20 protein-coding genes and 1 tRNA gene are annotated in these 23,901 nt (G+C 41.5%); 12 read left to right on the top strand and 9 right to left on the bottom strand.

All coding sequences use genetic code 11. The annotated features are described in order from the left end of the window. Positions 1–291: 291 nt before the first annotated feature. Complete coding sequence (rlmD, locus tag EKM61_RS05055) at positions 292–1,656, top strand: 23S rRNA (uracil(1939)-C(5))-methyltransferase RlmD (RefSeq protein ID WP_068376604.1); 1,365 nt, start codon at positions 292–294, stop codon at positions 1,654–1,656. Positions 1,657–1,858: 202 nt separating this feature from the next. Here rlmD (EKM61_RS05055) and EKM61_RS05050 read toward each other — a convergent pair whose 3' ends face one another. Then, a complete protein-coding gene (locus EKM61_RS05050; RefSeq protein WP_068280078.1) occupies positions 1,859–2,728 on the bottom strand; it encodes a DegV family protein in 870 nt (289 codons plus the stop codon). A gap of 346 nt (positions 2,729–3,074) precedes the next feature. Between EKM61_RS05050 and EKM61_RS05045 the strand changes: the two genes are divergently transcribed. Continuing rightward, positions 3,075–4,382: an NCS2 family permease gene (locus tag EKM61_RS05045; protein WP_068225434.1), complete on the top strand. Its 1,308-nt coding sequence runs from the start codon at positions 3,075–3,077 to the stop codon at positions 4,380–4,382. Positions 4,383–4,466: 84 nt separating this feature from the next. On the opposite strand, the gene EKM61_RS05040 is transcribed toward EKM61_RS05045, so the two are convergent. Then, complete coding sequence (locus tag EKM61_RS05040) at positions 4,467–5,789, bottom strand: APC family permease (protein WP_068225433.1); 1,323 nt, start codon at positions 5,787–5,789, stop codon at positions 4,467–4,469. A gap of 501 nt (positions 5,790–6,290) precedes the next feature. On the opposite strand from EKM61_RS05040, the gene EKM61_RS05035 reads away from it, so the two are divergent. Beyond that, the gene (locus EKM61_RS05035; RefSeq protein ID WP_068225432.1) at positions 6,291–7,040 is read left to right on the top strand and encodes a GH25 family lysozyme; all 750 of its coding nucleotides are present in this window, start codon (positions 6,291–6,293) and stop codon (positions 7,038–7,040) included. A gap of 137 nt (positions 7,041–7,177) precedes the next feature. On the opposite strand, the gene EKM61_RS05030 is transcribed toward EKM61_RS05035, so the two are convergent. Beyond that, on the bottom strand, positions 7,178–7,564 hold the full coding sequence (locus tag EKM61_RS05030) for a DUF4828 domain-containing protein (RefSeq protein ID WP_068225431.1): 387 nt from the start codon (positions 7,562–7,564) through the stop codon (positions 7,178–7,180). Positions 7,565–7,714: 150 nt separating this feature from the next. Between EKM61_RS05030 and EKM61_RS05025 the strand changes: the two genes are divergently transcribed. From EKM61_RS05025 to EKM61_RS05015, 3 genes are all read left to right on the top strand, one after another. After that, positions 7,715–8,710, top strand: coding sequence for a Gfo/Idh/MocA family protein (locus EKM61_RS05025; RefSeq protein ID WP_068225430.1), 996 nt, complete (start codon positions 7,715–7,717; stop codon positions 8,708–8,710). Between the two features lie 8 nt (positions 8,711–8,718). After that, positions 8,719–9,984: a DEAD/DEAH box helicase gene (locus tag EKM61_RS05020; protein WP_068280081.1), complete on the top strand. Its 1,266-nt coding sequence runs from the start codon at positions 8,719–8,721 to the stop codon at positions 9,982–9,984. Positions 9,985–10,093: 109 nt separating this feature from the next. Continuing rightward, a complete protein-coding gene (locus EKM61_RS05015; RefSeq protein ID WP_068225428.1) occupies positions 10,094–10,507 on the top strand; it encodes a DUF3284 domain-containing protein in 414 nt (137 codons plus the stop codon). 213 nt (positions 10,508–10,720) lie between these two features. Here EKM61_RS05015 and EKM61_RS05010 read toward each other — a convergent pair. From EKM61_RS05010 to EKM61_RS05000, 3 genes are all read right to left on the bottom strand, one after another. After that, positions 10,721–10,794: transfer RNA gene (locus EKM61_RS05010), tRNA-Arg, on the bottom strand. Between the two features lie 414 nt (positions 10,795–11,208). Beyond that, positions 11,209–12,141: a glycosyltransferase family 2 protein gene (locus EKM61_RS05005; RefSeq protein ID WP_068225426.1), complete on the bottom strand. Its 933-nt coding sequence runs from the start codon at positions 12,139–12,141 to the stop codon at positions 11,209–11,211. Positions 12,142–12,328: 187 nt separating this feature from the next. Next, the gene (locus EKM61_RS05000) at positions 12,329–12,778 is read right to left on the bottom strand and encodes a flavodoxin (RefSeq protein ID WP_068225425.1); all 450 of its coding nucleotides are present in this window, start codon (positions 12,776–12,778) and stop codon (positions 12,329–12,331) included. A 557-nt stretch (positions 12,779–13,335) separates the two neighbouring features. Here EKM61_RS05000 and EKM61_RS04995 point away from each other — a divergent pair. Then, a complete protein-coding gene (locus EKM61_RS04995) occupies positions 13,336–14,241 on the top strand; it encodes a YihY/virulence factor BrkB family protein (protein ID WP_225359759.1) in 906 nt (301 codons plus the stop codon). Between the two features lie 76 nt (positions 14,242–14,317). After that, entirely contained in the window at positions 14,318–15,205 is an 888-nt protein-coding gene (gene galU / locus EKM61_RS04990; protein ID WP_068376607.1) for a UTP--glucose-1-phosphate uridylyltransferase GalU, read from the top strand. Between the two features lie 115 nt (positions 15,206–15,320). Here the strand turns inward: galU and EKM61_RS04985 are convergent, their stop codons facing one another. After that, positions 15,321–16,688 (bottom strand): aldehyde dehydrogenase family protein, encoded by a 1,368-nt coding sequence (locus EKM61_RS04985; protein ID WP_068225423.1) that lies wholly within the window; start codon positions 16,686–16,688, stop codon positions 15,321–15,323. A 290-nt stretch (positions 16,689–16,978) separates the two neighbouring features. Continuing rightward, positions 16,979–18,382, bottom strand: a complete 1,404-nt coding sequence (gene rlmD / locus EKM61_RS04980) for a 23S rRNA (uracil(1939)-C(5))-methyltransferase RlmD (protein WP_068225422.1) — start codon at positions 18,380–18,382, stop codon at positions 16,979–16,981. 457 nt (positions 18,383–18,839) lie between these two features. Here rlmD (EKM61_RS04980) and recX point away from each other — a divergent pair, with 457 nt between their 5' ends. Both recX and ntdP read left to right on the top strand, forming a co-directional pair. Continuing rightward, entirely contained in the window at positions 18,840–19,643 is an 804-nt protein-coding gene (gene recX / locus EKM61_RS04975; RefSeq protein WP_225359758.1) for a recombination regulator RecX, read from the top strand. Between the two features lie 105 nt (positions 19,644–19,748). Next, the gene (gene ntdP, locus EKM61_RS04970) at positions 19,749–20,282 is read left to right on the top strand and encodes a nucleoside tri-diphosphate phosphatase (RefSeq protein WP_068225421.1); all 534 of its coding nucleotides are present in this window, start codon (positions 19,749–19,751) and stop codon (positions 20,280–20,282) included. A gap of 305 nt (positions 20,283–20,587) precedes the next feature. On the opposite strand, the gene EKM61_RS04965 is transcribed toward ntdP, so the two are convergent. Continuing rightward, positions 20,588–21,043 carry a GNAT family N-acetyltransferase gene (locus EKM61_RS04965; RefSeq protein ID WP_068225420.1) on the bottom strand — a complete coding sequence of 152 codons (456 nt, stop codon included), beginning with the start codon at positions 21,041–21,043 and terminating at the stop codon, positions 20,588–20,590. A gap of 126 nt (positions 21,044–21,169) precedes the next feature. Between EKM61_RS04965 and EKM61_RS04960 the strand changes: the two genes are divergently transcribed. Together EKM61_RS04960 and EKM61_RS04955 are read left to right on the top strand one after the other, a co-directional pair. After that, positions 21,170–22,303, top strand: a complete 1,134-nt coding sequence (locus tag EKM61_RS04960; protein WP_068225419.1) for an AI-2E family transporter — start codon at positions 21,170–21,172, stop codon at positions 22,301–22,303. Between the two features lie 233 nt (positions 22,304–22,536). Next, the gene (locus tag EKM61_RS04955; RefSeq protein WP_068225418.1) at positions 22,537–23,841 is read left to right on the top strand and encodes a hemolysin family protein; all 1,305 of its coding nucleotides are present in this window, start codon (positions 22,537–22,539) and stop codon (positions 23,839–23,841) included. The last annotated feature ends 60 nt before the right edge of the window (positions 23,842–23,901 follow it).

Raw genomic sequence — 23,901 nt, 5'->3', positions numbered from 1 at the left:
ATGTAAAAGACAAACCGATTTCTCAATTTCGAGAAGCCGGTTTGCCTTTTTTAAACGGTCGATTATTTACTGCTTACGAAGGTATTGCTGGTGGGATAAGCATAGTGTGTTTAAAGATGTAAATTTATTAGTCGGTCTGGCCAGTCAGTCTCAATGGCGAGATAAAATTTAGACAGCTTTTAGACACGGCGATTGATATTCTTAGAATGGTGGTACTTTTTCTGAAATATGGTATGATTAATCGCAGTATGAAACAAATTCGTAGATAAGGTTTTAAGAATAGGAGATTTTATGAAAACAACGGCACCAGTTGAAAAAAATCAAGAACTAACAGTTGATATTGAAGATTTAACTTATGAAGGAATGGGTGTTGCCAAGGTTGATGGCTACCCCTTGTTTGTTGCGGATACTTTACCAGGAGAAAAGGTCAAGCTTGTTGTGACTAAAACAGGCAAGAATTTTGGCTTTGCTCGTGCATTAGAGTTGCTCACAACAAGTCCTGATCGAGTTGACTTGAAAGATAAAACGTACATGCAAACTGGGATTGCACCATTAGGCCATTTAAGCTATGAAGGTCAGTTGAAGTTCAAACAACACCAAATTGCTGAGGTCTTCCAAAAGAGTCATTTAGATATTCCAGTATTACCAACGATTGGTATGGAGAAGCCTTACGCTTACCGGAATAAGGCGCAAGTGCCAGTACGGATGCTTTACGGTGAAATTCAGACTGGCTTTTACCGCAAAGGCAGTCATAATTTAGTGCCAATGGAGGACTATTATATTCAGGATCCAGCCATTGATAAAGCTATTGTGATTATTCGTGACTTATTGCGCCAATATAACGTTGCGCCGTACAATGAATCCCAACAAAAAGGGGTTATGCGTAATATCATGATTCGCCGTGGTCATTTTAGCCACGAAATGATGGTTATTTTGATCACACGTACAAGAGATGTTCCGCATTTGAACGAATTAATTGCGGGTATTTTAAATAAAATACCTGAAGTTGTTAGTATTATGCAAAGTGTTAATCCTAAGAATACGAACGTTGTGCTTGGCCGGACGGTTAAAAAATTATACGGCAAGTCTTTCATTCGCGATCAAATTCTCGGCTTAAACTTCGATATTTCGGCATTATCGTTCTACCAAGTTAACCCAGTTCAGACTGAACGTTTGTACACACGTGCCATTGAGCAGGCGGGCTTAACCGGTAAGGAAGTTGTTATCGATGCATATTCAGGTATCGGAACGATGTCGCTTGCAATGGCGCAACACGCAAAGTACGTTTACGGCGTTGAAGTTGTTGTTCCAGCAGTAGCCGATGCAAAGCGAAACGCTAAATTAAATGGTATCCATAACGTGAAATTTGAAGCTGGCAAGGCTGAAGAAGTGATGCAACAGTGGAAGGCTGACGGATTAGAAGCTGACGTTTTGATGGTTGATCCACCACGCAAAGGTTTGGCCAAATCATTTATCGATGCAGTTGGCCAAATGAAGCCAAAACGAGTGGTTTACGTTAGCTGTAACCCAGCAACCTTGGCCCGAGATTTGAGCTTGCTGCAAGAATTTGGTTATCACGCAAAAGAAACCCAACCAGTCGATATGTTCCCCCAAACGCAACACATCGAGAGTGTAACAATGTTGAGTTTGGATTAAGTTTTAAAAATTAAAATTTTAGACACATAAAAAGCTTACCGTAATCGGTAAGCTTTTTACTTTGCCCGGCTAAGGCGGTTGACATGACTACAGCTAATTCAATAACCACCGTGCGGTTATTGGATTAGCCTACGTTCCGCAGTAAACCTAAAATCGACTTTTGGCCCACCCCCAGCTAAAGGGCTGTCCTTTTCACATTAGTCTAATTGCGTTTCGTGACACCTAGTGAGAAAACCGCGACACAACCTAGTCCAGTATGGCTAGTAATGGTTGGCCCAATATGTTCAAGTAGAATTTGTGCATTGGGAACACTGGCCATTAATTGGTCACGGACTAGCTTTGCGGCATCTGGTGCATCACTAGTGGCGATAATAATTCTAGGATTTTCGTGATTGGCGAGTGTCGCAAGTGTATTAGCGGCCAATGTCTCTAGTGACCGCCGACGTGAGCGGGCCTTTTTAACGACGCGCAAATGGCCGACAGTATCTACGTCCATCACTGGTTTAATATGTAGCAGTGAGCCAACCGTGGCTGAGGTACGTGATACACGACCGCCATGGTAGAGGTAGTTAAGATCGTCAACGGTGAACCACTGGCGATAACGCAGGGCATTAGTGGTTAACCAATTAGCAAGTTCGTCAATTGGCGTCCCAGCATCCCGTTTGTCAATGGCGTCAAGCAACATTAGTCCTTCGCCACAACAGGCGGCCAATGAATCAACCAGGTAAATTTGCGCGTCGGGATAATCATTAAGTAACATCTTTTTGGCCTGTAAGGCGCTATTATAAGTGCCACTTAGTCCAGAAGAGAAACCTAGGTATAAAATTGGCATTTTAGCTTCAACGTAAGGCTTAAAAAAGGCCACAAACTGACCAACGTTAATTTGCGTAGTTGACGGCATGATGCCTTTATCAATTTGTTGATAGAAATGTTTTAAATCAAAGTGGTGCTCTAAGTCGTCTTTAAAATCTTCCCCGTTTATGTCAACCTGCATCGATACAAAATCGACGTGATTGTCGGCAAGCACTTGGTAGGGTAGATCAACGGCTGAATCGGTTAATAGCTGATACATGATGTACTCCTTTAGTTCGCATTTATCTACCTTATTTTACGCTCATTTTTTACAAAGGCAATCCTTAAGCCTCGATGAATTTTATTAGAGTGCGCTACACAGGTGTTTAGCAATTTCAGGAGTGTTTGGAAAGTTACTTAGATGATAACTGGACGAAAGATTCTGTCGTTTTTGGTGAATTTAAATGTTTAATTTGGTATTGGGGAGGTGATTTGCCATGGCAAGATTAATCTAGCAAAGATTGCATTTAAATGCCGAAGGACTATTTACATTCAAATTTACCTATTATATGATTTAAACTGTTGTTTTGAACGGATTTTATTATATGGAGAGTAGGGATGGCCAGGTGACAGGCATTAAAAAATATTTTCAGCTGGATGAGTTAAATACGACGGTTCAACGGGAAATTTTAGCAGGTTTTACAACATTTATTTCAATGGCATATATTTTATTCGTTAATCCAAGTGTTTTAGGTGCCGCGGGTATGAATAAAGGGGCCGTTTTTACAGCAACGGCCCTGGCGAGTGCGCTGGGATGTATCTTGATGGGTGTTTTGGCAAAATATCCAATTGCGACGGCGCCAGCATTAGGAATCAACGCCTTCTTTGCTTATTCAGTTGTCATCGGTATGAAAATACCGTGGCAAACTGCTTTGGCAGGTGTATTTGTCGCTTCATTAATTTTTATGTTGATTACTGTTTTTAAATTACGTGAAATAATTATCGATGCCATTCCCAGCGATTTAAAGTACGCAATTTCAAGCGGGATTGGTTTATTCATTGCCTTTTTAGGCTTAAGTAATGGCGGATTAATCGTGGCAAATAAATCAACGCTGGTTGGTTTAGGTTCATTTAGCGGGACAACTTGGCTGACGGTTTTTGGTCTAATTGTTACGGCAGTATTGTTAGTTAGAAACGTCCCTGGTGGTATTTTTATTGGCATGGCCCTGACGGCAATTTTGGGCTTGGCAACGGGCTTAATTGCGGCGCCAACTCATTGGATTGCTGGTGCGCCTAGTTTGGCACCAACGTTTGGTGTTGGGGTAACGCACATTGGTGATATCAATACAGTGCAACTGTGGGTCGTTGTCCTAACTTTCTTGTTAGTAACTTTTTTTGATACGGCAGGAACTTTAGTTGGTTTAGCCCAGCAAGCAGGTTTTATGAAGGATAACAAAATGCCACGTGTTGGTAAAGCGTTAATGTCCGATTCAACCGCCATGCTAGCCGGATCAGTGTTAGGAACTTCACCAGTTGGTGCTTATGTTGAATCATCTGCCGGGATTGCGGTTGGTGGCCGTTCTGGCCTAACCGCTGTCGTCACTGGTGTTATGTTTATTTTGGGACTATTCTTTTCGCCATTATTGGCCGTGGTCACCGATCAAGTAACAGCCCCGGCTTTAATTATGGTTGGCGTGATGATGGCGCAATCCTTGAAGCATATTTCCTGGGAAAAAATGGAAATTGCGATTCCAGCCTTTTTAATTGTGATTGGCATGCCACTAACCTACAGTATCTCTGATGGGATTGCCTTAGGTGTGATCGTTTACCCAATCACAATGATTGCGGCCAAACGCGGTAAGGAAGTTCACCCAATAATGTACCTTCTATTCTTCGTTTTCCTTGGCTTTATGTGGATTTTAAATCTGGAGTAGCCAGAAGAATGATTATGACTTAAAATTACAAAGGTCCCGCTAGTTATTTAGGCAAAAGCTAATAACTAGCGGGACCTTTGTAATTTATATTTCAGTGCTGTGTGCACGGTGCCAGTAGTAAACGGGCAAACCAAGTAATGTGATACTGATACCAATAACGGCCAAAAGTGGTTTTGTCAGTAAGGTTTCAATTAAGATAAAAAGACCACCAAGTAACGCAACTAGCGGTACGATTGGATAGAAAGGAACTTTATATGGTCGGGCTAGTTTAGGATCACGGTGGCGGAGAATAAACACAGCGATAAAAATCATTGTACTAAAGATCCAAATGACAAAAACTAGCATGTCGGTTAATAAGTCGAAACTACCGACCAACATCATAATAATGGCAATCGCCAGTTCAAATAATCCGGCAACGTAGGGCACTTTTGTTTTAGATAGCCGTTTTAGCTGTTTGCTGAAAGGCAGCTGATTTTCATAGGCCAACGCAAAAGGAACACGCATCCCGGTCATTGTATAGCCGTTAATGGCCCCGTAAACTGAAATCAGAATGCCTAAAGTAACAAGTTTACCACCAAAATTACCAAAGATCCTAATGGCGGCGTCCGCAGCCGTATTTAAATTACCGGCAATTTGGGCAACTGGTAATGTACGCAGGAAGACTGCATTGATTAATACGTAGATTAGCGTAATTAATGCCAGACCTAAAATGATGGCCCGGGGTAAATCACGCTGGGGATTTTTTAATTCACCGGCAACCGTACCAACATTTAGCCAACCATCGTAGGCAAACATAGTTGCCAGTAAACCGCTACTTAATGCGGCCGCAAAAGAAGTATGGCCACCACTTGTTAGTGGAATGAGGCTAAAGTGAACTGGATTTTTGGCCAAAAATCCAAATAGGACAATCAAGGCAATTGGAATTAATTTAAAAATAAGCGTTACAACCTGTAATGCACCGCCGAAGCGAGCCCCTAAAAGATTAACCAGGGTGAGACTCGTTCCGCATAAGATTGCGATTGGGATTAGCCAAAAGTGGTCAATGGCGAACAGATTAAGCAATTGGGTGCTAAAGATAATCGAGAGCGCAGCAACGTTTGCCGGAAAATATATCAACATTTGCGCCCAGCCGAGCAAAAAGGCCCAGGGTTTTCCGTAAGTATATTCAATATACTTAACGGCCCCACCAGTTTGTGGCAAAGCAGTTGCCAATTCGGCCACGGTTAGGCCAGCACAGATCGTGATGATTCCCCCTAGGAGCCAAACAAACAGCGTTAGGTTAGCAGATTTTGTTGCGCTGACAACACTAGCGGCCTTGAAAAACACACCGCCGCCAATAACTGTCCCCATGACCGTTGCTAGCGCTGGAAAAAGGCCGATGTCACGTTTTAAACCGTTCTTATCCATGGTGAAACTCCTTATAATTAGAATGAAAAAAGCCGAATAAAAGCATTATAACACGGTCACTAAAGTGTGTCGTAAAAGGTGTTCGGGTTTTGGTATTTTTAGGTCCGATTGAGTTTAAAAAGTATTTGCGTGACTAATTTAGGGGAAACGTGTTTGAAAAAGCAGCTTCCTGCGGTTGCCACGTTTCAACTTGGCGCTTTTCGCCACAGTTGAATGGACAACGTATGTAGCATCAAGATTATTAACGTTTTTGGTTGCGATTCGGACTTCGGTTTATCTTAGTCCGATCGACATCGTCAGTAATCCTCAGAAGCTGACTGCTTTTTCTGGCACTCTCAAAATAAACGTGGTTGAAAAAGCAGATTATTACGTATAGCTACGCTAGTCGAACGATCCGCTGCGCGTCTCTTTTCGCCTAGCTAGGCTATACTCCATAATCTAACCGCCTTTTCAACCACTCTCTAAATCGTGTTAAACTAGAAAAATAAGGAGCGATGTTAAATGTTGAGTAGACGGCTAAAGCGAAAAAAGCAGTGGCGCCAGCGACTAATCATGTTGACATTACTGCTTTGTTTAATTGGGGTTATTGGCGGTTTTGGTTACCATAAATTCCATGCGGGTACGCGGCCAAATATAAAATCATTTCCAGTATTGGGTTTGCGCGTTAGCCAAGATGATGGCTTTTTGGATTTTCAAAATTTGCAAAAGGCCGGTGTTAATTTTGTTTATTTACGGGCAAGTCAGGGGAAAAGCTATAGTGATGACAACTTTTCAACCAATTATTGGCGGGCAGTTGGCACAAATATGGCCATTGGTGTTTATCAGGACTATAGCTTTACCAGTAGTCCTAAGGCTCAATACCGGCAATTTAGCCAAACTGTCGGCCAACAAAGTGGTAATCTACCTATCATGATCAACGTTACTTACTACGGAAACTACCAAAAAGAGCCGCCGACAAGTTCGCGGCAAATTACGCATTTGCGTGAGTTTGTAAATTTATTACGCACAAATTATCATCGTTCAGTTGTTCTTTTAGGCAATCAGCAAGTGGCGACAACTTTACTTAAGCGTTTAAAATTACCGTATGCGTTGGCCAGTCAACGGTTACCTAAAGATCAGCATAATTTGGTCTTTTGGGAATATAGTGAAGCTGGGAAACTGAAGGTTGCCGGCCAGAATCAGAGATATACAACTTTAGTCTATTTGCATAAACAGGCGCGCTGGCAACAATTTATTTCGGTAGGTCAATGATTGCTAGGGTGTTTAACCTAGTTATAAACGATAAAAAAGCTTCAGAATATTCAGTCAGATTAACTGAAAAATTCTGGAGCTTTTTATCTGTGTTTTAATTTATTTTACAAATAACTTTCTACATTAAGCAGTCAAAGCTAAATTCCTTTTGTGACATCTTTTTTAAGATGTGCAATTGGATAAGTTCGTTGGTCTGCTTCATCAAAGATGGTTGCCGGTTGTTGTTCATCGGCAGTAATTAGCAGTTCATAGCCATATTGATCCAAAAAAAGTAATTGTTTTGCCGTTAATTTTATAATTTTACCAGCCAAAGGTTTACCATCAATTTTAATTGTTAGGTGGGATGATACTTGAAAGGTGTGGTGCCGCTTTTGTTGTTCATCATAGAAAGTCCACGTGCCAATGTAAAATGAGGTTAGGTTGGCCTGTTTTACTGGTGGCGTTTTGGTGGGACGGCGGGTTAAGTAAGTTGTTAATTGCTTAATAAAACCAACGCCACCAGTTGCCCATTTTTTTAATCTCATGACTGCACACCTTTCAATCTCTCTTAGACACATCATAGCACGAAATCTCTTTAAACAGTACGTCAATCGCTTTTTTTATGGGACTGGGTTAAAATAGAGAGAGTGAAAAGCTGATGTTAAAAACTTTATTGAATTGAGAGGATGATTGACATGTTAAAACTTGGCATAATTGGGACAAATTGGATTACAGAACAGTTCATTCAGGCTGCTCTAAGTACCAAGAAGTATCAACTAACCAGTGTCTATTCGCGAACTGAAGAAAAAGCACAGCAAGTAGCAACCAAGTACGAGGCTGGCGAAGTTTTCACTTCCTTGGCGGATTTCTTTGCTCAAGGTAGTTTTGACGTTGTCTACATTGCTTCACCAAATAGTTTACATTTTGAACAAGCAAAGGCCGCCTTGGAAGCTGGTAAGAACGTTATTGTGGAAAAGCCGGCGTTCTCCAATCCAACCGAAATGGCGACAATTACTGCCTTATTAGCCAAAAAGCCGCAGTTGTTCTTATTTGAGGGTGCCCGTCACGTTTATGAACCTAATTTTCAAATTACCAAACAGGCCATTCAAACGCTGGATCAGGTCCAGGGAGCGACGTTAGTTTATATGAAATATTCTTCCCGTTACGATCAGGTTTTGGCCGGTAAGACGCCAAATATTTTTTCACCTAAATTCTCTGGTGGTTCGCTGCAGGATTTAGGCGTGTACGTTGTTTATGATGCTGTTTCCTGGTTTGGTGTACCAGATGACGTTCATTACTTTGCTAACCTTTTGCCAACGGGAGTTGACGGTAGGGGAACAGCCATCTTAACCTATCCTGGTTTTAACGTGACGTTAATCTTTGGTAAAAATGCTACTTCTTATTTGCCATCAGAAATTTATGGACTACATGAAACGCTGGTACTGGCTCCTAATGCTGCTGATTTAGCGCAGGTAACTCGTTATCAGCCGGATGGTAAAACAGTTGAATTAGGCGAACCGGCCGATGAAAATCCGATGACACATGAGGCCGAGGCTTTTTACTCAATGATGACGACGCAGGATCATCAGATGGCCAATTCAGCCTTAAAAACAAGTCAAGCAGTTAATCAAGTGTTATTTAAATTAAGACAGTCAGCAGGAATTGAATTTGCCGCTGATCAAGGGAATTGAGGAAAATCATGCCAAGTGAAAGATTTACGGAACCATGGCAAGCATTAGGTTTAGGTGAATTAACGGCAATTCAAAAGGCAGTTTATGAACCGTTAAAAAAAGATGTCTCTATTTTGGGCCTGGCGCCAACTGGCTCAGGTAAGACGTTAGCCTTTGCGTTACCTCTATTAGAAAAATTATTACCGGGCCAAGGAATTCAGCTTTTAATCTTAGCGCCGTCACAGGAACTGGTTATGCAGGAAAAAGCGGCGATTCAGCCGTTTGCTAAGGCAGTCGGCTTAACAATTCAAGCAGTTGCCGGTGGAGCCAACATTAAACGCCAAATTGAGCGGTTGAAGAAAAAGCCTGAAGTTCTAGTGGCCGCTGAAGGACGTTTGTTGGAGTTAATCGATCAACGGAAGGTGAAACTGCATACCTTACAAACGATCGTTATTGACGAGGCCGATCAACAATTAGTACCGGACAAGCTAGAAAAGACGCGGGATATTGTTCGGCGTGCACCTGGGGAAACACAGTTGGCTTTCTTTTCGGCAACGAAGACCCCCATTTTGGATGAATTACCAAAGTGGTTTGGCTTGCCGATTCAGACGATTGACGTGCGCGAGATTGATGACAGTGCTGGTAAAGTGCTGCATTATTTACTGGAAACGCCAATTCGTAAGCGAACAGATATGTTACGGCGTTTAAGTCGGTTAGACGATTTCTACGGGCTTGTCTTCTTTGCAACTTTAGCCGAAATGGCGAATGCCGCGGAAGTTTTAGGCCACCAGCACGTTTCTTTCGCTGTTTTAAATGGCCAAATGCGACAAGTTGAACGTGAAAGGGCACTGGCTGATTTTCGGCAACGCAAGGTTAAACTGTTGTTAACAACCGACGTTGCTGCCCGTGGACTGGATATTGCGGCCTTACCAGCAGTTGTTAATTTTGATTTGCCACGTGAATTAGATATTTATATTCACCGAGTGGGTCGAACGGGGCGCATGGGACACGATGGCTTAGTGATTAACTTAGGAAATAAGCGTGATTTTCGCGATTTGAAACAAGTTGTTCGGGATAAGTATCAGCTGATGCCCGTTTATTTAACCCGGCAGACGTTAACGACTGATCCAACTGAGGTTCCTGTAGTAGAAAAGCCTAAGCAGCGACCGACGAGTAAGCATAAGCGGACACCAAAATTAGAACCAAAAACGATGGAAAAGCCAAAGAAAAAGCACCGTAAACGTGATCAGCGTAATAAAGGTAAACACAAGTCTAATAAAAAGGTTGATCAATAAAGCTCTTACATGACGCATACTAAAATATTTCATTTGAGATTAGAGAAGCGTATACTTTAAGGTAGAAATATGATTCTCGATAGTAAGCAAGCTTATGGGGGTGATAACTTTGAGAATCGAACAATTATTGAATATTCCGGCGGCTTTTTTATACAGTAAAATTATTGATGCTGAGCTTTTTGAAATTAAGGCACAGACAGGTGAAGCGTTATCCGTTAGTCAGTTACAAGGTTTCATTTACGATAAGCAGCTGGATCCTGAAACTAAGGCGCGAGTTCGGATTACTAAAAATATTCTTAATCAAAGTTATCACTACGAGATGACGACTAAGCATAATAAGCGTAAAGTAAGTTATGACTTAACGACAATTAATGCGGACCAGAGTCGAGTGGTGTATCAAGAACAGAATATCTCCCTTGGTCTATGGCAACAATTAGTGGATGTCACTAGAGAAACTTTCTTAGGGGCACTAAAACGACGTAACTTTAGGAAAATGTTTTTACAGATTGAAAAATCATACTAAAAAGTGGGAGTGGGCTAAAAGTCGGTTTTGGGTTTACTGCGTAATGTAGGCTAATCTAATAACCGTACTATGATTATTGAATTAGTTGTAGTTAAGCACGTGAACCCAGACTTTTGGCGCACGTTCTAGAGTAACGATCGGAAATAGAGTAAGAGGCCAGGACAAAAGTCCTGGCCTCTTACTCTATTTGAGTTATTCAATAAATTTGCGTAATGACCCCAACTGGAATCGAACCGGTGACCTATCGCTTAGGAGGCGATCGCTCTATCCTGCTGAGCTATGGGGCCGAATGAATTAATTTTCTCACGCTTTTAAATAGTTGTAAAGGACTGATTTAAGCGCAAATAAAAATTGCGGGTGGTTTTGACGTAGCCAAATAAAGTAGCCCAGACTAAGTGCAAAAATTAAAATAATGCAAATTAGCGTCAAAATGATCTTCCAATTGATACTGTTATGATTGGCAAGAACCAGACTAGTGCCAAATACACTAAGCAACAAGCTAATACTTATAATAATTAGTAAAATAAAATACATTTTTATCAACCTACCAGAGGGTACCTAAAAGTATTTAGATTCGCGAGCTTTATTCACTGAAATTACTTTAAAAATTAGTGCGTCCATTTAATTATAAAAAAACGTATTCGGAAAAAAGTAAACCGCTTATTATCGAAAAGGCGGCGGGCAATTCTGCCGGAGTACGTTTATTTTTTTTCTTTAATAATGTAAATTGGGCGATTTTTAACTTCTAGATAAATGTTGCCAATATATTTACCGACAATACCCAAACAGAGTAGCTGTAGGCCACCAACCATAATCATAATTGAGACGATTGAAGCCCAGCCAGCCACGGAGTCACCAAAGACCAATTGCCGAATAACGATGAAAAATAAGGCGATGATCGCGATAATGAATGAGAAAAAACCGACAAATGAGGCGATGGATAAAGGTAGTTCTGAAAAGGCCACAATGCCATCTAGTGAATACTTAAATAATTTCCCAAAGGACCAAGAAGTCTTTCCAGCGATTCGATCGTGATTTTCGTAAGGTAAGTATTTAGTGTTAAAACCCACCCAACTAAAAATTCCTTTAGAGAAGCGGCGGTATTCCTTCATCGCTAAAATAGCGTCGACAACTTGGCGCGTCATTAGTCGAAAATCCCGAACGCCATTTAAAATTGGTGTGTTGGAAATGTGATTAATTAGCCGGTAAAAAAGATTTGAGAAAAAGGATCGAATTGGTGGTTCACCCTTGCGATCAGTTCGCTTCGTGCCGACGATATCATAATGTTCATCCTGAATGCCGGCAAGCATCGTTGGTAGTAATTCGGGTGGATCCTGTAAGTCAGCGTCCATCACCGCAACATAATCACCAGTTGCGGCTTGCAAACCAGCGTACAGTGCGGATTCTTTACCAAAATTACGAGAAAAGGAAATATAGTGGACGTGTTCTGGATCATTTTGCTGTAGTTGTTTTAATTTGTCTAGCGTGCTGTCACGGGAGCCATCATTGATAAACCAATATTCCAACGATAGGCCGCGCAGCTGAGTTTTGATTTTTTCCGTAGCTGGGTAAAATAGTGGAAGGGTTTGTTCTTCGTTAAAGCAGGGAACAATTAAAGATAGTTTACCAGGCATATTCTGCCACGCCTCCTTAAAAATAATCGCTAACAAAAAGCCGATCTAGTCTGTGTTAAGCTTAACACAAGTAATCTCCAGACCGACTTTCTAATGAATTTTTTCAAACACGTTTACACTAAATTAGTCAGGTAAATACTAGTAAAGCTATTTTCTAAACTAGCCCCACCCAATTTTAGGTCAGTGCTTAATTATTAGCGGCCTTTTCAACCAAACTTTTAGCGAAGGCCTCAAGGTGCTCAATATCGTCTTCTTCGGCTTCTAAATCGACTTTAACGGTTTCTGCACCCTTAGTGGCGCCGGATTTTTGAAACGCAGCGTCAAAATCATCTACGGATTTGCCAAAATCATCGTAGAAGGTATCTCCTGAACCGCAGACACCATATATTTTGTTGGCTAGGTCTTCTTCTTCAAGATCCTCAAAGAAGTCGACGGCCTCATCGGGTAATTCACCATCGCCGTAAGTATAAGTCGCAACGATGCAGATATCGACGTCCTCAAAGTCCTCGGCATCAGCCTGGGAGATTTCGCTAACATCAACGTCAACGTCAAGGTTTTCTAACGCTTCTGAAACAATATCGGCAATTTCTTCATTGTTGCCGGTCATACTTGCATATACGATTTTTGCGCTTGCCATTTTCTTCGCTCCTTTAATGATCCAGCCTTGATTATAACAAAGTTCTGGTGGATTGAAAATAACCGTCTTCGTTACACGTCAGCATAAATCTTAAAAGAGTACGTCTTATTTTTGTGGAGATAATCCGATTTACTTGGCCTACCATTCATGGGTAAAACTCATGGGTAAAACTGGTTAACAAAAAGTGCAGGTCCTAACTTTGGTTGGTTCAAGTTCACAAATTGATTTTTTTCGGTATAATGTAATAGTTTAGCCGATTTGTTGAATCCAAAAAATGTTCTGCGCCAGGAGTGGGATCAAAGCCGGTTTTGGGCCGCGCTTCGGACTTCAGTTTATTTTAGTCCGATCGACATCGTCAGTAATGCTCGGAGCCTGGCCGCTTTTCCAAACAAGGCACGTGAATCAGACTTTTGGTGCACATTCTAGAGTAATATTCGGAAACAATAAGTGGCTAGGAATTTTTTGTCCCCCCGCGGGTGCCGTATTTTTTAACCCGTTTTACATTACAGTGGGCTAGTAAAAATAATTAAAAAACATATTGGAAAGGAGCGGAAATAGTGGCAAAAAAAATAAAGAAGTCAGAGCAGTCGACTTTTCGACGTTTTATCTCAATTTTTATTGACCGCTTCACTCACGCCGGGATTAATGATGGCGCCGTAGTTATCGCCTATTGGGAATTGTTGTCATTATTTCCGCTACTAATTTTTTTAGGCAATTTGATGCCACTACTACACATTAACGGCCAAAATATTTCCCGGTACGCTGAGGCGGCCATTCCCAGCACATTATACCAACATTTGTGGCCATTAATGCATTCCTTCGTCAAACGTGGAAGTGGTGGTCTATTATCAATTGGTGTCGTTGGGACGTTATGGGCGGCCAGTCGTGGCGTTAACGCGCTAAAACGAATGATGGATCGGACCTATGGTGTACTTGAGGGCCAGAATTTTCTCATTATCCGGTTAATGGCGTTAGTAATGACGTTATTTTTAATGTTGGCCTTGGTGGTTTTAATCTTTATTTTTAGCTTTGGGCAGGAAGTGTTGACCTACCTAGCACCACGATTAGATTGGCCGGTTCAGCTAATTGATGCGTTTAAAACGTTTAAGTTGCCGGTTACCTTTACGGTTGTTTTTGTCATGCTAACCTTGATTTATTTTATTTTACCTAACGTCCATTTACGTTTACGCAGTGTTTTACCGGGGGCCTTGATCGCAACGGCAGGCTGGTTAGGTTTGGCGCAATTATTTTCACTGTACGTTCGTTATTTTGCCCATGCTGTACTTGATTACGGAACTTTAGGCCTGTTTGTCGTCTTGATGCTTTGGTTAGACTTTGCGGCCTGGATTTCAATGTTTGGTGCAGTGATAAACGTTGTTGTTGAGCAAACTCTTTATGGTGAGGTTCGAAAATCCAGCCGCATACAGGATCTAATTAGCCGGCAGCGTGCGGGTAAATCATAACAAAATACTATCATTTGTTTTGTGATAAGTTATACTTAAAGAGAGTTATTAAAAAGAACAAAGGAGAAATTTTTCTATGAAAGTGCGAAAAGTAATTATTCCGGCAGCAGGATTAGGAACACGGCTACTGCCAGCAACGAAGGCAATGGCGAAGGAAATGCTACCAATTGTTGATGTTCCAACCATTCAATTTTTAGTTGAAGAGGCCAAAGCAGCCGGTATTGAAGATATGTTGATTATTACTGGCAAGGGGAAACGACCAATTGAGGACCACTTTGATTCAGTTCCTGAACTAGAGATGGTTTTGAAAAATCGGCACAAAGATAAGTTGTTAAAATTAGTTGAGAGTACGACTAATATGGGAATTCGCTTATTCTTTATTCGCCAGTCTTATCCTAAGGGCTTAGGTGATGCCGTGTCACTAGCCAAAGACTTTGTCGCTAACGAACCTTTTGTTGTCATGCTAGGCGATGATATTACTCAGGCCAAGGTACCACTAACCAAACAGTTGATGAACGATTACGAGGAGACGCACGCTTCGACACTGGCCGTTATGAAGGTCCCACATGAAGAAGTTTCTAAGTACGGCGTTATTAAGCCATCTTCTGAAACGAAGCCCGGTCTGTTTAACGTTGAGAGCTTTGTTGAAAAGCCAACACCACAACAGGCACCTAGTGATCTTGCCATTATTGGCCGCTACTTGTTTACCCCAGAAATTTTTGATAGTTTGGCAACCCAAAAACCAGATGCTGGTGGCGAAATTCAGTTAACTGATGCCATTGATCATATGAACAAAACGCAGCGTGTTTTTGCACGACAGTTTACGGGCAAACGTTACGATACTGGGAATAAGTTCGGCTATTTAACGACAAACATCGAGTTTGGTCTACAACATCCAGAGTTACGGGATGAATTACGTGATTACATCATTAACCTAGGTCATCAATTAGAAGGTAAAAAATAAATAAAATGGACCAAGAACTTTTGTAATTTAACTCCGAGTTAGCTTAATTTAACGGAATTAAATTCAAAAATTCTTGGTCCTTTTTTAGTGTTTATTCGTCGCTAGAAAGAGTTTTTTAGTACAAAATCAATTTAGCATTAACAAATTCGCGAATACCAAAGTCGCTAAGCTCCCGGCCGTAGCCTGATTGTTTAACACCACCAAACGGAAAATCCGGGTAAGAATTAAGCGGTTGGTTAAGCGCAATTTGGCCGGTTTCAATTTGACTAGCCAAACGTTTTGCCCGTTCTAAATCAGCAGAATAAATGGCGCCACCTAAACCAAAATTTGAATTATTGGCAAGTTTAATCACTTCGGCATCATCGTTGGCCTGGTAAACTTGCGCAACTGGGCCAAAAAATTCTTGATCAAAAAGGGGATTTCCAGGTTGAATTCCGGCAAAGATTAGCGGACTAAATTGTGCCCCGGGACCTTCAATTGGCGTTGGATCACCCCAAAGTAATTTAGCACCGCCAGCAATGGCATCTTGCACCTGTTTCTGCAACTTCTGTTGGGCCTTTTTTGACGATAGTGGGGCCAAGGTCGTTTCTGCCGCAAGGGGATCGCCTAATTTTTGTTGGGCAAAAGCAGTACTTAGGCCGGCAATAAAATCAGCGTAGTGATTACTCTGAACAATAAAACGTTTGGCGGCAGTACAAACTTGCCCGGCATTTTTCAGACGTGCAGTTACGGCACCTTTGATGGCAGCTTCCAGATCAGCATCATCGAGAACGATGAAAACATCAGTGCCGCCTAGTTCCATCGTTGATTTTTTGAGATATTTACCAGCCTGCGCGGCAACTTGATTACCGGCGCCGGCTGAGCCAGTTAGTGCAACTCCTTGGATACGATGATCGGCGATAATTTGCTCAACTTGATCATGATCGACAAAAAGGTTGGTAAAAGCGCCTGCCGGAATGCCGGCCTTTTCAACTGCATTGGCAAAGGCCATTGCACATTCAGGCACAATACTGGCGTGCTTGAGAATAACTGGATTACCAATGATGAAGTTCGGAGCAAAAACACGCATGACCTGAGTGTAGGGGAAATTCCACGGTTCAACGGTCATGATGGCGCCAATCGAGTTAAACTCCACGTAGGCAGTTTTATCTGGAACATCGTTATAGGAAATATTTTGTAAAGCCTCGGCACCGTGTTTAACGTAGTATTCCGCAAAAGCGGCGTTCTTTTCTACTTCGCCTTGTGCTTCGCTAAAAAGTTTACCCATATTGGTTGTCAGGGGTTTTGCGTACTGATCAATATTTTGCCGAAATTCAGTTGCTAATTTCTGTAATTGGTGCGCCCGCTCATCGTAAGATTGGGTTTTGGCAGCATGATAGTATTGATCCGCTGTTGCTAAAGCGTGTTCGACGTCTTGCTTAGTTGCTGACGGGAACTCTTTGATTAATTCACCGTTATAAGGGTTAATTGCTTTATAGGCCATAAATTAGTCGCGCTCCTTTACTGTTAGTAGCTTTATTGTGGCGGAATTAGGCGTTGGATTCAATCTTTACGCTGCCAAATAAAAGAGGAGTGCGAAAAAGTCGGTTTTGGGTTTACGGCGTAACGTAAGCTAATTCAATAACCGGACTATGGTTGTTGAATTAGCAGTAGTTAGACACGTGAACCCAGACTTTTGGCGCACGTTCTAGAGCAATGTTCGGAAATAAGAAGAGGCTAGGACTTTTGTCCCAGCCTCGTTTCGACTATATACTTTAGAAAAACACTTATTCTTTAACGGTATAATTGACGCTTACTAAATTTGACGACCGCTTCGACCCGCGCTGTTTGGGGAAACATGTCAATTGACTGAATATAATCAACGCGGTAGTCCTTCACAAGGCTCACAAGATCCCGGGCAAGGGTTGAAGGGTTACAACTGATGTAAACAAATTTTTCTGGCCGACTGTCAAGAATGGCCTGGCGTAGTTGGTTATCTAGGCCAGTTCGTGGTGGATCCACAATTAAGGCATCGGGTTCGAAACCTTCACGCAACCACTGAGGAAGTAGCTCCTCAGCCTTACCGACTTCATAGTGAGCATTGGTGACTTGGTTGAGTTCAGCATTTTCTTTGGCGTCAGCGATAGCTTCAGGAATTGTATCCATCCCGCGAACTTCACTGGCCGTGTCGGCCAAAGAGATCCCTAGCGTGCCAACGCCACAGTAGGCGTCGATTAAAGTTTCGTGTTGGGATAAATTAAGTGCCTGTTCTGCTAACTGATAAAGTTTTTCCGTTTGTTTGGGATTTAATTGGAAGAAAGCCCGGGCAGATAGTTTAAAAGTATAGCCGTTAATCGTTTCGGTTAAATACGTATCACCAGCTAAGTGGCGCGTTTCTTCGCCCCAAATTAAACTAGTTTCGCCTGGATTAATATTTTGCATAACGGACGTCACTTCAGGTAGGTCGGCCGCAATTGCTGTTAACAAGGCGTGCTTTTTAGGCAATTTAGGTGTGTTAGTGATCAGGGTGACCTGTAAGTGGCCAGTTGTGATTGATTCACGAATGGCAATTGTTTTGATGATGCCTGATTTGGCGGTTTCATCATAAACTGGGATTGCCAATTGCTCAATTAAGTTAACTAGGTAACGCATTGTTGTCATAATTGCTGGTCGTTGGGTGCTGAAGGTCGGTAAATCAACTAAATCATGACTATTTTTCCGGTATAACCCAGCGGCAACGTGACCATTAAGTTGCCGAACTTGAAACTGGGCCTTATTGCGGTATTCGTAGGGATCATCCATGCCAATCGTTGGCCGAACATCGTAATTTTTATAACCCTGCGGTCTAAATTTTTCTAAGGCTTGCTGAATAACGTCGGCCTTAAATTTGAGTTGTTCAGGATAGGCAAGGTGTTCTAGTTCGATCCCACCAACGTCACCGTATTGTTCGTCTCTTGGTGTAACCCGGGCCGGACTTTGTTGCCGAATTTTGTGGATCTTAGCTGTAATAAAGTGTGGCGCTGTTGCAACGACCTCGGCAACAACAACTTCGTCAGGAAGTGCACCCTGCACAAAAACAACGGTGTGCTTGTAGTAACCAATTCCTTCACCATTAATGCCTAAACGCTTAATTGTTAAGGGAAAACGTTGTCCGATTTCAATATTACTAGTGCCATGTTCGTAGTTTGAATTAGCCATCAATTTGCCTCGCTTAAATTTATTTGTTTTCAAGAGTGTTTGAAAAAGTGGTTAGATTCTACTCCGCAATTGAGAATTACTGCTGGCTTCGCTGACGCTGGCGATCGGACTAAGTTGAACCGAAGTTCGAATCGCAATCTAGACCACTAATAATCTTGCTGCTTCATTCGTTGACCATTCAACTACTACTTCGCAATTACGGTGAGTTATTTGTAAAAAGCGCAAATAACTCATGCTGCTTCGAATGTTGTCTATTCTTGTGGCAAAAGCTAAGGAACACAGTTATAAAATCCGTAACTGCCCGCGACTAAGTTCATCACGGTTACCACAGGAATCTGCTTTTCCAAACACTCAATAAGTATAACATAGCCGAATATGGGCCAGGCGAACGTACATTTGCATTACGCGGAATAACTTAGGTATAATGTAATTAGCTATAACGAAAGAGGGGGACACAATGGCGCTGCCAGTAATTACTATGATTGAGGCACAACGGCGTAAAGGGCGGTACAACGTTTACCTAGATGAGCAGTACGCCTTTCCAGTTAGTGAATCAGTCCTTGTTGAGTACCGTTTGTTTAAGGGAATGGAAGTTCCCAAAAAATTACAGCAAACGTTGATGGCCGCCGATAGTGTGTCCAAGGCTTACCAATTGGCGTTAACGTATTTGAGCCGTCAGCTACGTTCCGAGATGGAAGTTCGACTTTATCTAAAAAAACACGAAATACCCGTCAGCGCGCGACAGCAGATTATTACTAAGTTGCAGGAACTGAATTTAGTTAATGATCAAGATTACGCCGAAAGTTACGTGCGGACAGTCATGTTAACAAGTGACAAGGGACCAACTGTGATTACCCAAAAGTTGAAGGAAAAGGGAATTAAGGAAAATTTAATTGAAGACGCGTTAGTGCTTTACCAGACGGATGATTTGGTTGCTAACGGACTTAAGGCCGCACAAAAATTGGCAAAACATTACCAGAAGCTCAGTTTTAGCCAGCAAAAACAAAAAGTTCGTTTAGGCTTAATGCAAAAGGGGTTTTCTGGCGAAAGCCTTGATCAGATTTTGCTACAATTAGATTTAGAACCTGATCCAGAACGTGAATGGCAGGCCTTAGTGCAGCAAGGTGAGAAAGTAATGCGGCAAACTGCGCGCTTAGAGGCTAATAAAAGACGCCAAAAAATTAAGCAGCGCTTGTACCAAAAGGGATTTCATTTGGATGAAATTAATCGCTTTTTAGATGAACAACTAACAAACGAGTAAGTGACTTTCAGAAAACTTTCACTAAATCATCGTCACAACTGGTAAATTTTGGTATAATGTTCATGATAATTCGGTGTTAACAGCTTCTAGAAAGCAGGGTGACGCATGCGTATTCCAAAAGAAGGGGAATCGTTCGCGATCCAAAGTTATAAACATGATGGCAGTTTACACCGGACGTGGCGTGATACGATGGTTTTGAAAACCTCGGAAAACGAAATTATTGGTTGTAATGATCATACTTTAGTGACGGAATCGGATGGCCGCCGCTGGCTTACCCGGGAACCCGCGATCATTTTTTTTCACAAGCATTATTGGTTTAATATTATCGCGATGATTCGGGACAATGGGGTTTCATACTATTGTAACTTGGCATCGCCATACGTTTTAGATCGTGAGGCACTAAAGTATATCGATTATGATTTGGATGTTAAGGTGTTTCCTGATGGTGAACGTAAATTATTAGATGTTGATGAATACCAAGTAAACCGGCAACGCTGGGGTTATTCAAACGCAACCGATAAAATCTTAAAGGCCAACGTTAATATTTTGGTTGATTGGTCAGATAACCATAAAGGGCCATTCTCCAAAGAGTATATTGATATTTGGTACAATCGTTATTTAGAACTCGCCCACCGGTAGCCACGAAATGAATTTTAATGAAGTAGTGCGTGAAAAAGCTACTTTTATTTACAGCTTAGACGACTACATTTAGTCAGCAAAAAGAGGAGGTTGAGACAAAATGGAATTTGTCTTAACCTCCTCTTTTATACTAGCAAAGTAATATCGTGGGAGTATTTGAAAAAGCATTCAAAGGCTGCCTTTTCAAACACGTTTAACCAGGATTGGTCAGAAAAAATACTGGTAAAATAATTTTCCAACCTGCGCTAGGTACACTTTATCCAGGTGGTAAGCGAGGTAAGCCGTAATTGAATTACGATCTGGTTTTAACCTTTGGGCACTTGGCCACTCGATAGCTGTTTATACATTTCGTGGTGGGGGATGCCGGCATCTAGGAAGCCTGGCCGTTCCGTTTTATGAAAGCCAAGTTTTTCGTAAAAGCCCAGTGCCTGATCTTGGCCACCAAGAATTAGTGCCGGTTTATTGTGGGCCACGGCGTAATCTTCTAAGGCAGTGAATAATTGTTGCCCGTAATGGTGACCGCGTGCTATTTTGAGAGTGGCTACTCGCTGGACGTGAAAGGCAGCCTTTTCAGGTAGTAACCGAGCGGTGGTCACTGCTTGACCATTCACGTAGCCGACAAAGTGAACGGTCTTAGTTTCATTTTCATCAATTTCGAGAGCAAGGCTAACGTTTTGTTCGGTGACGAAAACACGTTTCCGAATACTTAAGGCGTCTTGGTAGATTTGGTTTGTAGTGTCAGTAGTATGTAAAATTTTCATGGTTCAACCTTCTTCGTAAGATTTAGAACTAGGCGACCAAATAAAATAGTTTTCTTAAATTTGGTAAAATAATTATAACATAATGCGCACGGTGTAAACTGGCCACTGTGAAAGGAAATGATGCGGATGTTTGAACGGCTACAAAAATCACGATTAATGTTCTGGTCACTAGAACTGCTAATTGTCGCAAGTTTAATTTTTGTTTGTACGAAAATTAGTTTTGTTTTTTCACCAATTGGAACTTTTGTTTCAACCTTGTTTATCCCTATTCTAATTGCCGGATTTTTGTTTTATCTATTTAATCCCCTAATTAAATTATTAGGTCATTTGAAAATTTCCCGAAATTGGGCAATCCTAATTGTTTTCCTGATTTTCTTTGGTGGGTTAGCGCTGATTGTGATGACCGTTATCCCAAATTTAGTTAAACAAATTGCACAATTAGTCGTTAGTTTGCCCGATTTTGCGTCGGCCATGGAAAAGACGGCCCGGGAATGGCTGAAAAGCCCCTGGCTACAGAATGTTGATGCCGAAAAATACATTAATCAATTGAATTTATCATTTAGTGATATCTTGCAATCCGTCATGAGTTCGGTCACTTCTAGTCTTGGTTCCGTTGTTGGTACCGTGACAAGTGTTGCGATTACAGCGATCACTATTCCAGTGATGTTGTTTTATATGTTGAAAGATGGGCACCGGTTAATTCCCAGTATTCAAAAATTAATGCCCAATCGCTATAAAGCTGAGACAACCGATTTACTTTCAAAAATGGGGGAAACAATCTCGACCTATATTGGTGGCCAACTTATTGAGTGTACCTTTGTTGGTGTTTTTACTTTTCTAGGTTATTTGTTGATTGGGATGCCCTATGCCTTTTTGCTCGGTTTTATTGCTGGTATTTGCAATATTATTCCCTATGTTGGCCCGTACATTGGAATTGCACCTGCCCTGATTGTCGCTCTAACTGTGTCGCCAATGCAGATTATATTGGTGATTATCGTTGTCGTCGTCGTTCAGCAGGTGGATGGTAACTTTATTTATCCCAACGTTATTGGCCGAACGCTGTCAATTCATCCCTTGACGATCATCATCTTATTATTGGTGGCCGGTAATATTTCTGGAATACTGGGAATGATTTTAGCAATTCCTTTTTACGCAATCGTTAAGACAGTTGTTAAGTACTTCTGGGATATTTACCAACTACGTACACGGGAAAAAGAATTACCTGCGGCTGAATCCCAAAAGGCAAATAAGACTGACTAGTGAAATTGAAAAGAACGGTATTTAATGTTAGTATTTGACAGTGACTTTTAGGAAGTGATTTGAAACCTTTTTTGTGAGTATTCTACAAAAAAATTGGTTCAAATGTCCTATTATTCAATGATCGTAACTAGTAGTTCACAATTGCGGATTATTACTAGCTTCGCTTGTGGCGTAGAATTAGAAAGTATTTTAGAACAGTCGATTAATAAAAATTGAACGGAGTGGATGTGGCGATGAGTTCTGACCCTGGCAGTCATATATGGGTGCAATTAGTTTTAGCGCTTATTTTGATTGGTTTACGTGGCTTTTTAACTGCGGTAATGATTGCAATAAATACGATATCGAAGGCCCAGGCACAGCGCTTAGTTGATGCAGGTAAACGGAAGGCTAAGCGCTTGGCAAAAGTAGTTGATCAAGTAACTGAGGTTAGTGCAACTTTGGAGCTATTAATCATCTTTATTGATATCTCCATTGGTGTACTAGGCTTATTAATTGGTGTCCGACTTTGGCCTGATTTTACTAATGAAACGCTGTTAGGTCTTTTAATTGCGATATTTATGAGTATTATTTTATTCAGTTTTACCAGTGTTTTACCACGTAAATTTGGTCAAGTTAGGGCTCAATCATTAGCCTTGATGGCAGCAGGTTTCGTTAATTTATTAACGCAGTTGTTTAAGCCATTATTATGGTTGTTGACGAAACTTGGGCCTTCAGGTGCCAGCGTTAAACGCCCGGAATTAACCCGTGAAGATATGGTTGATATGATTGAAAGTGGGCAAAAAAGCGGCGTCATTGAATCTGATGAATTTGAAATGTTTGAAGGAATTATTGAGATGCGGCGCAAAATGGCCCGTGAGGTCATGGTACCGCGGACAGATGCCTTTATGATTAACTTGGATGATACTAATCAACAGAACATCACATCGATTTTAAGTCAGAACTATTCCCGAATTCCAGTTTATCAAGGGGATAAGGATAAGGTTGTTGGAATTGTCCACATTAAAAATATTATGCAACGTGCGCATGAGATTGGTTTTGAAAATGTTCAACTTGCAGAGGTTATGCAAGAAGCACTCTACGTTCCGGAAACAATAATGATTGACGATTTATTATATGAAATGAAAAAGAGTCAAAATCAAATGGGAATCCTACTTGATGAGTACGGCGGTTTGGTTGGGTTAGTGACCATTGAAGATTTACTAGAAGAAATTGTTGGTGAAATCGATGATGAGACTGATGAGGCCGAGGTTCTTTACCGCCAAATAGATGAACGGCACTATACCGTCAAAGGCAGTATGCCCCTGGATGATTTTAATGATCTTTTTGCAACTGACCTAGATAATCCAGACGTTGATACGATTGCAGGCTACGTGCTGACTGGTTTAGGGACTATTCCAGAAGAAGGGCAGCAGCTAACCATGACTTTGCCTAACAATATTAAGTTGACAACGGGCGAAATGGATGGTTCACGGTTATTGGATATTAAGGTTGAGTTGCCGACTGCAGTCGCGCAATCGGCGGCCGATGATAGTGACTAGGAAACTGATCAGACTGTGCCAAAAACAGTTTTGGAACATAGTTAGGCTACCTTTTAGGAA

Origin of the sequence: Loigolactobacillus backii (genome assembly GCF_003946275.1) — a bacterium.
GTDB classification, from domain to species: Bacteria; Bacillota; Bacilli; order Lactobacillales; family Lactobacillaceae; genus Loigolactobacillus; species Loigolactobacillus backii.
This window is presented reverse-complemented; position numbering and strand designations above follow the sequence as displayed.

Coding starts and splice junctions, on each gene's coding strand:
- rlmD (WP_068376604.1), top strand. CDS start 292: ATGAAAACAACGGCACCAGTTGAAAAAAATCAAGAACTAACAGTTGAT.
- EKM61_RS05000 (WP_068225425.1), bottom strand. CDS start 12,778: ATGGCAAGCGCAAAAATCGTATATGCAAGTATGACCGGCAACAATGAA.
- EKM61_RS05025 (WP_068225430.1), top strand. CDS start 7,715: ATGTTAAAACTTGGCATAATTGGGACAAATTGGATTACAGAACAGTTC.
- ntdP (WP_068225421.1), top strand. CDS start 19,749: ATGCGTATTCCAAAAGAAGGGGAATCGTTCGCGATCCAAAGTTATAAA.
- EKM61_RS05040 (WP_068225433.1), bottom strand. CDS start 5,789: ATGGATAAGAACGGTTTAAAACGTGACATCGGCCTTTTTCCAGCGCTA.
- EKM61_RS04960 (WP_068225419.1), top strand. CDS start 21,170: ATGTTTGAACGGCTACAAAAATCACGATTAATGTTCTGGTCACTAGAA.
- EKM61_RS04985 (WP_068225423.1), bottom strand. CDS start 16,688: ATGGCCTATAAAGCAATTAACCCTTATAACGGTGAATTAATCAAAGAG.
- EKM61_RS04965 (WP_068225420.1), bottom strand. CDS start 21,043: ATGAAAATTTTACATACTACTGACACTACAAACCAAATCTACCAAGAC.
- rlmD (WP_068225422.1), bottom strand. CDS start 18,382: ATGGCTAATTCAAACTACGAACATGGCACTAGTAATATTGAAATCGGA.
- recX (WP_225359758.1), top strand. CDS start 18,840: ATGGCGCTGCCAGTAATTACTATGATTGAGGCACAACGGCGTAAAGGG.
- EKM61_RS05020 (WP_068280081.1), top strand. CDS start 8,719: ATGCCAAGTGAAAGATTTACGGAACCATGGCAAGCATTAGGTTTAGGT.
- EKM61_RS04955 (WP_068225418.1), top strand. CDS start 22,537: ATGAGTTCTGACCCTGGCAGTCATATATGGGTGCAATTAGTTTTAGCG.
- galU (WP_068376607.1), top strand. CDS start 14,318: ATGAAAGTGCGAAAAGTAATTATTCCGGCAGCAGGATTAGGAACACGG.
- EKM61_RS05030 (WP_068225431.1), bottom strand. CDS start 7,564: ATGAGATTAAAAAAATGGGCAACTGGTGGCGTTGGTTTTATTAAGCAA.
- EKM61_RS05035 (WP_068225432.1), top strand. CDS start 6,291: ATGTTGAGTAGACGGCTAAAGCGAAAAAAGCAGTGGCGCCAGCGACTA.
- EKM61_RS05050 (WP_068280078.1), bottom strand. CDS start 2,728: ATGTATCAGCTATTAACCGATTCAGCCGTTGATCTACCCTACCAAGTG.
- EKM61_RS05005 (WP_068225426.1), bottom strand. CDS start 12,141: ATGCCTGGTAAACTATCTTTAATTGTTCCCTGCTTTAACGAAGAACAA.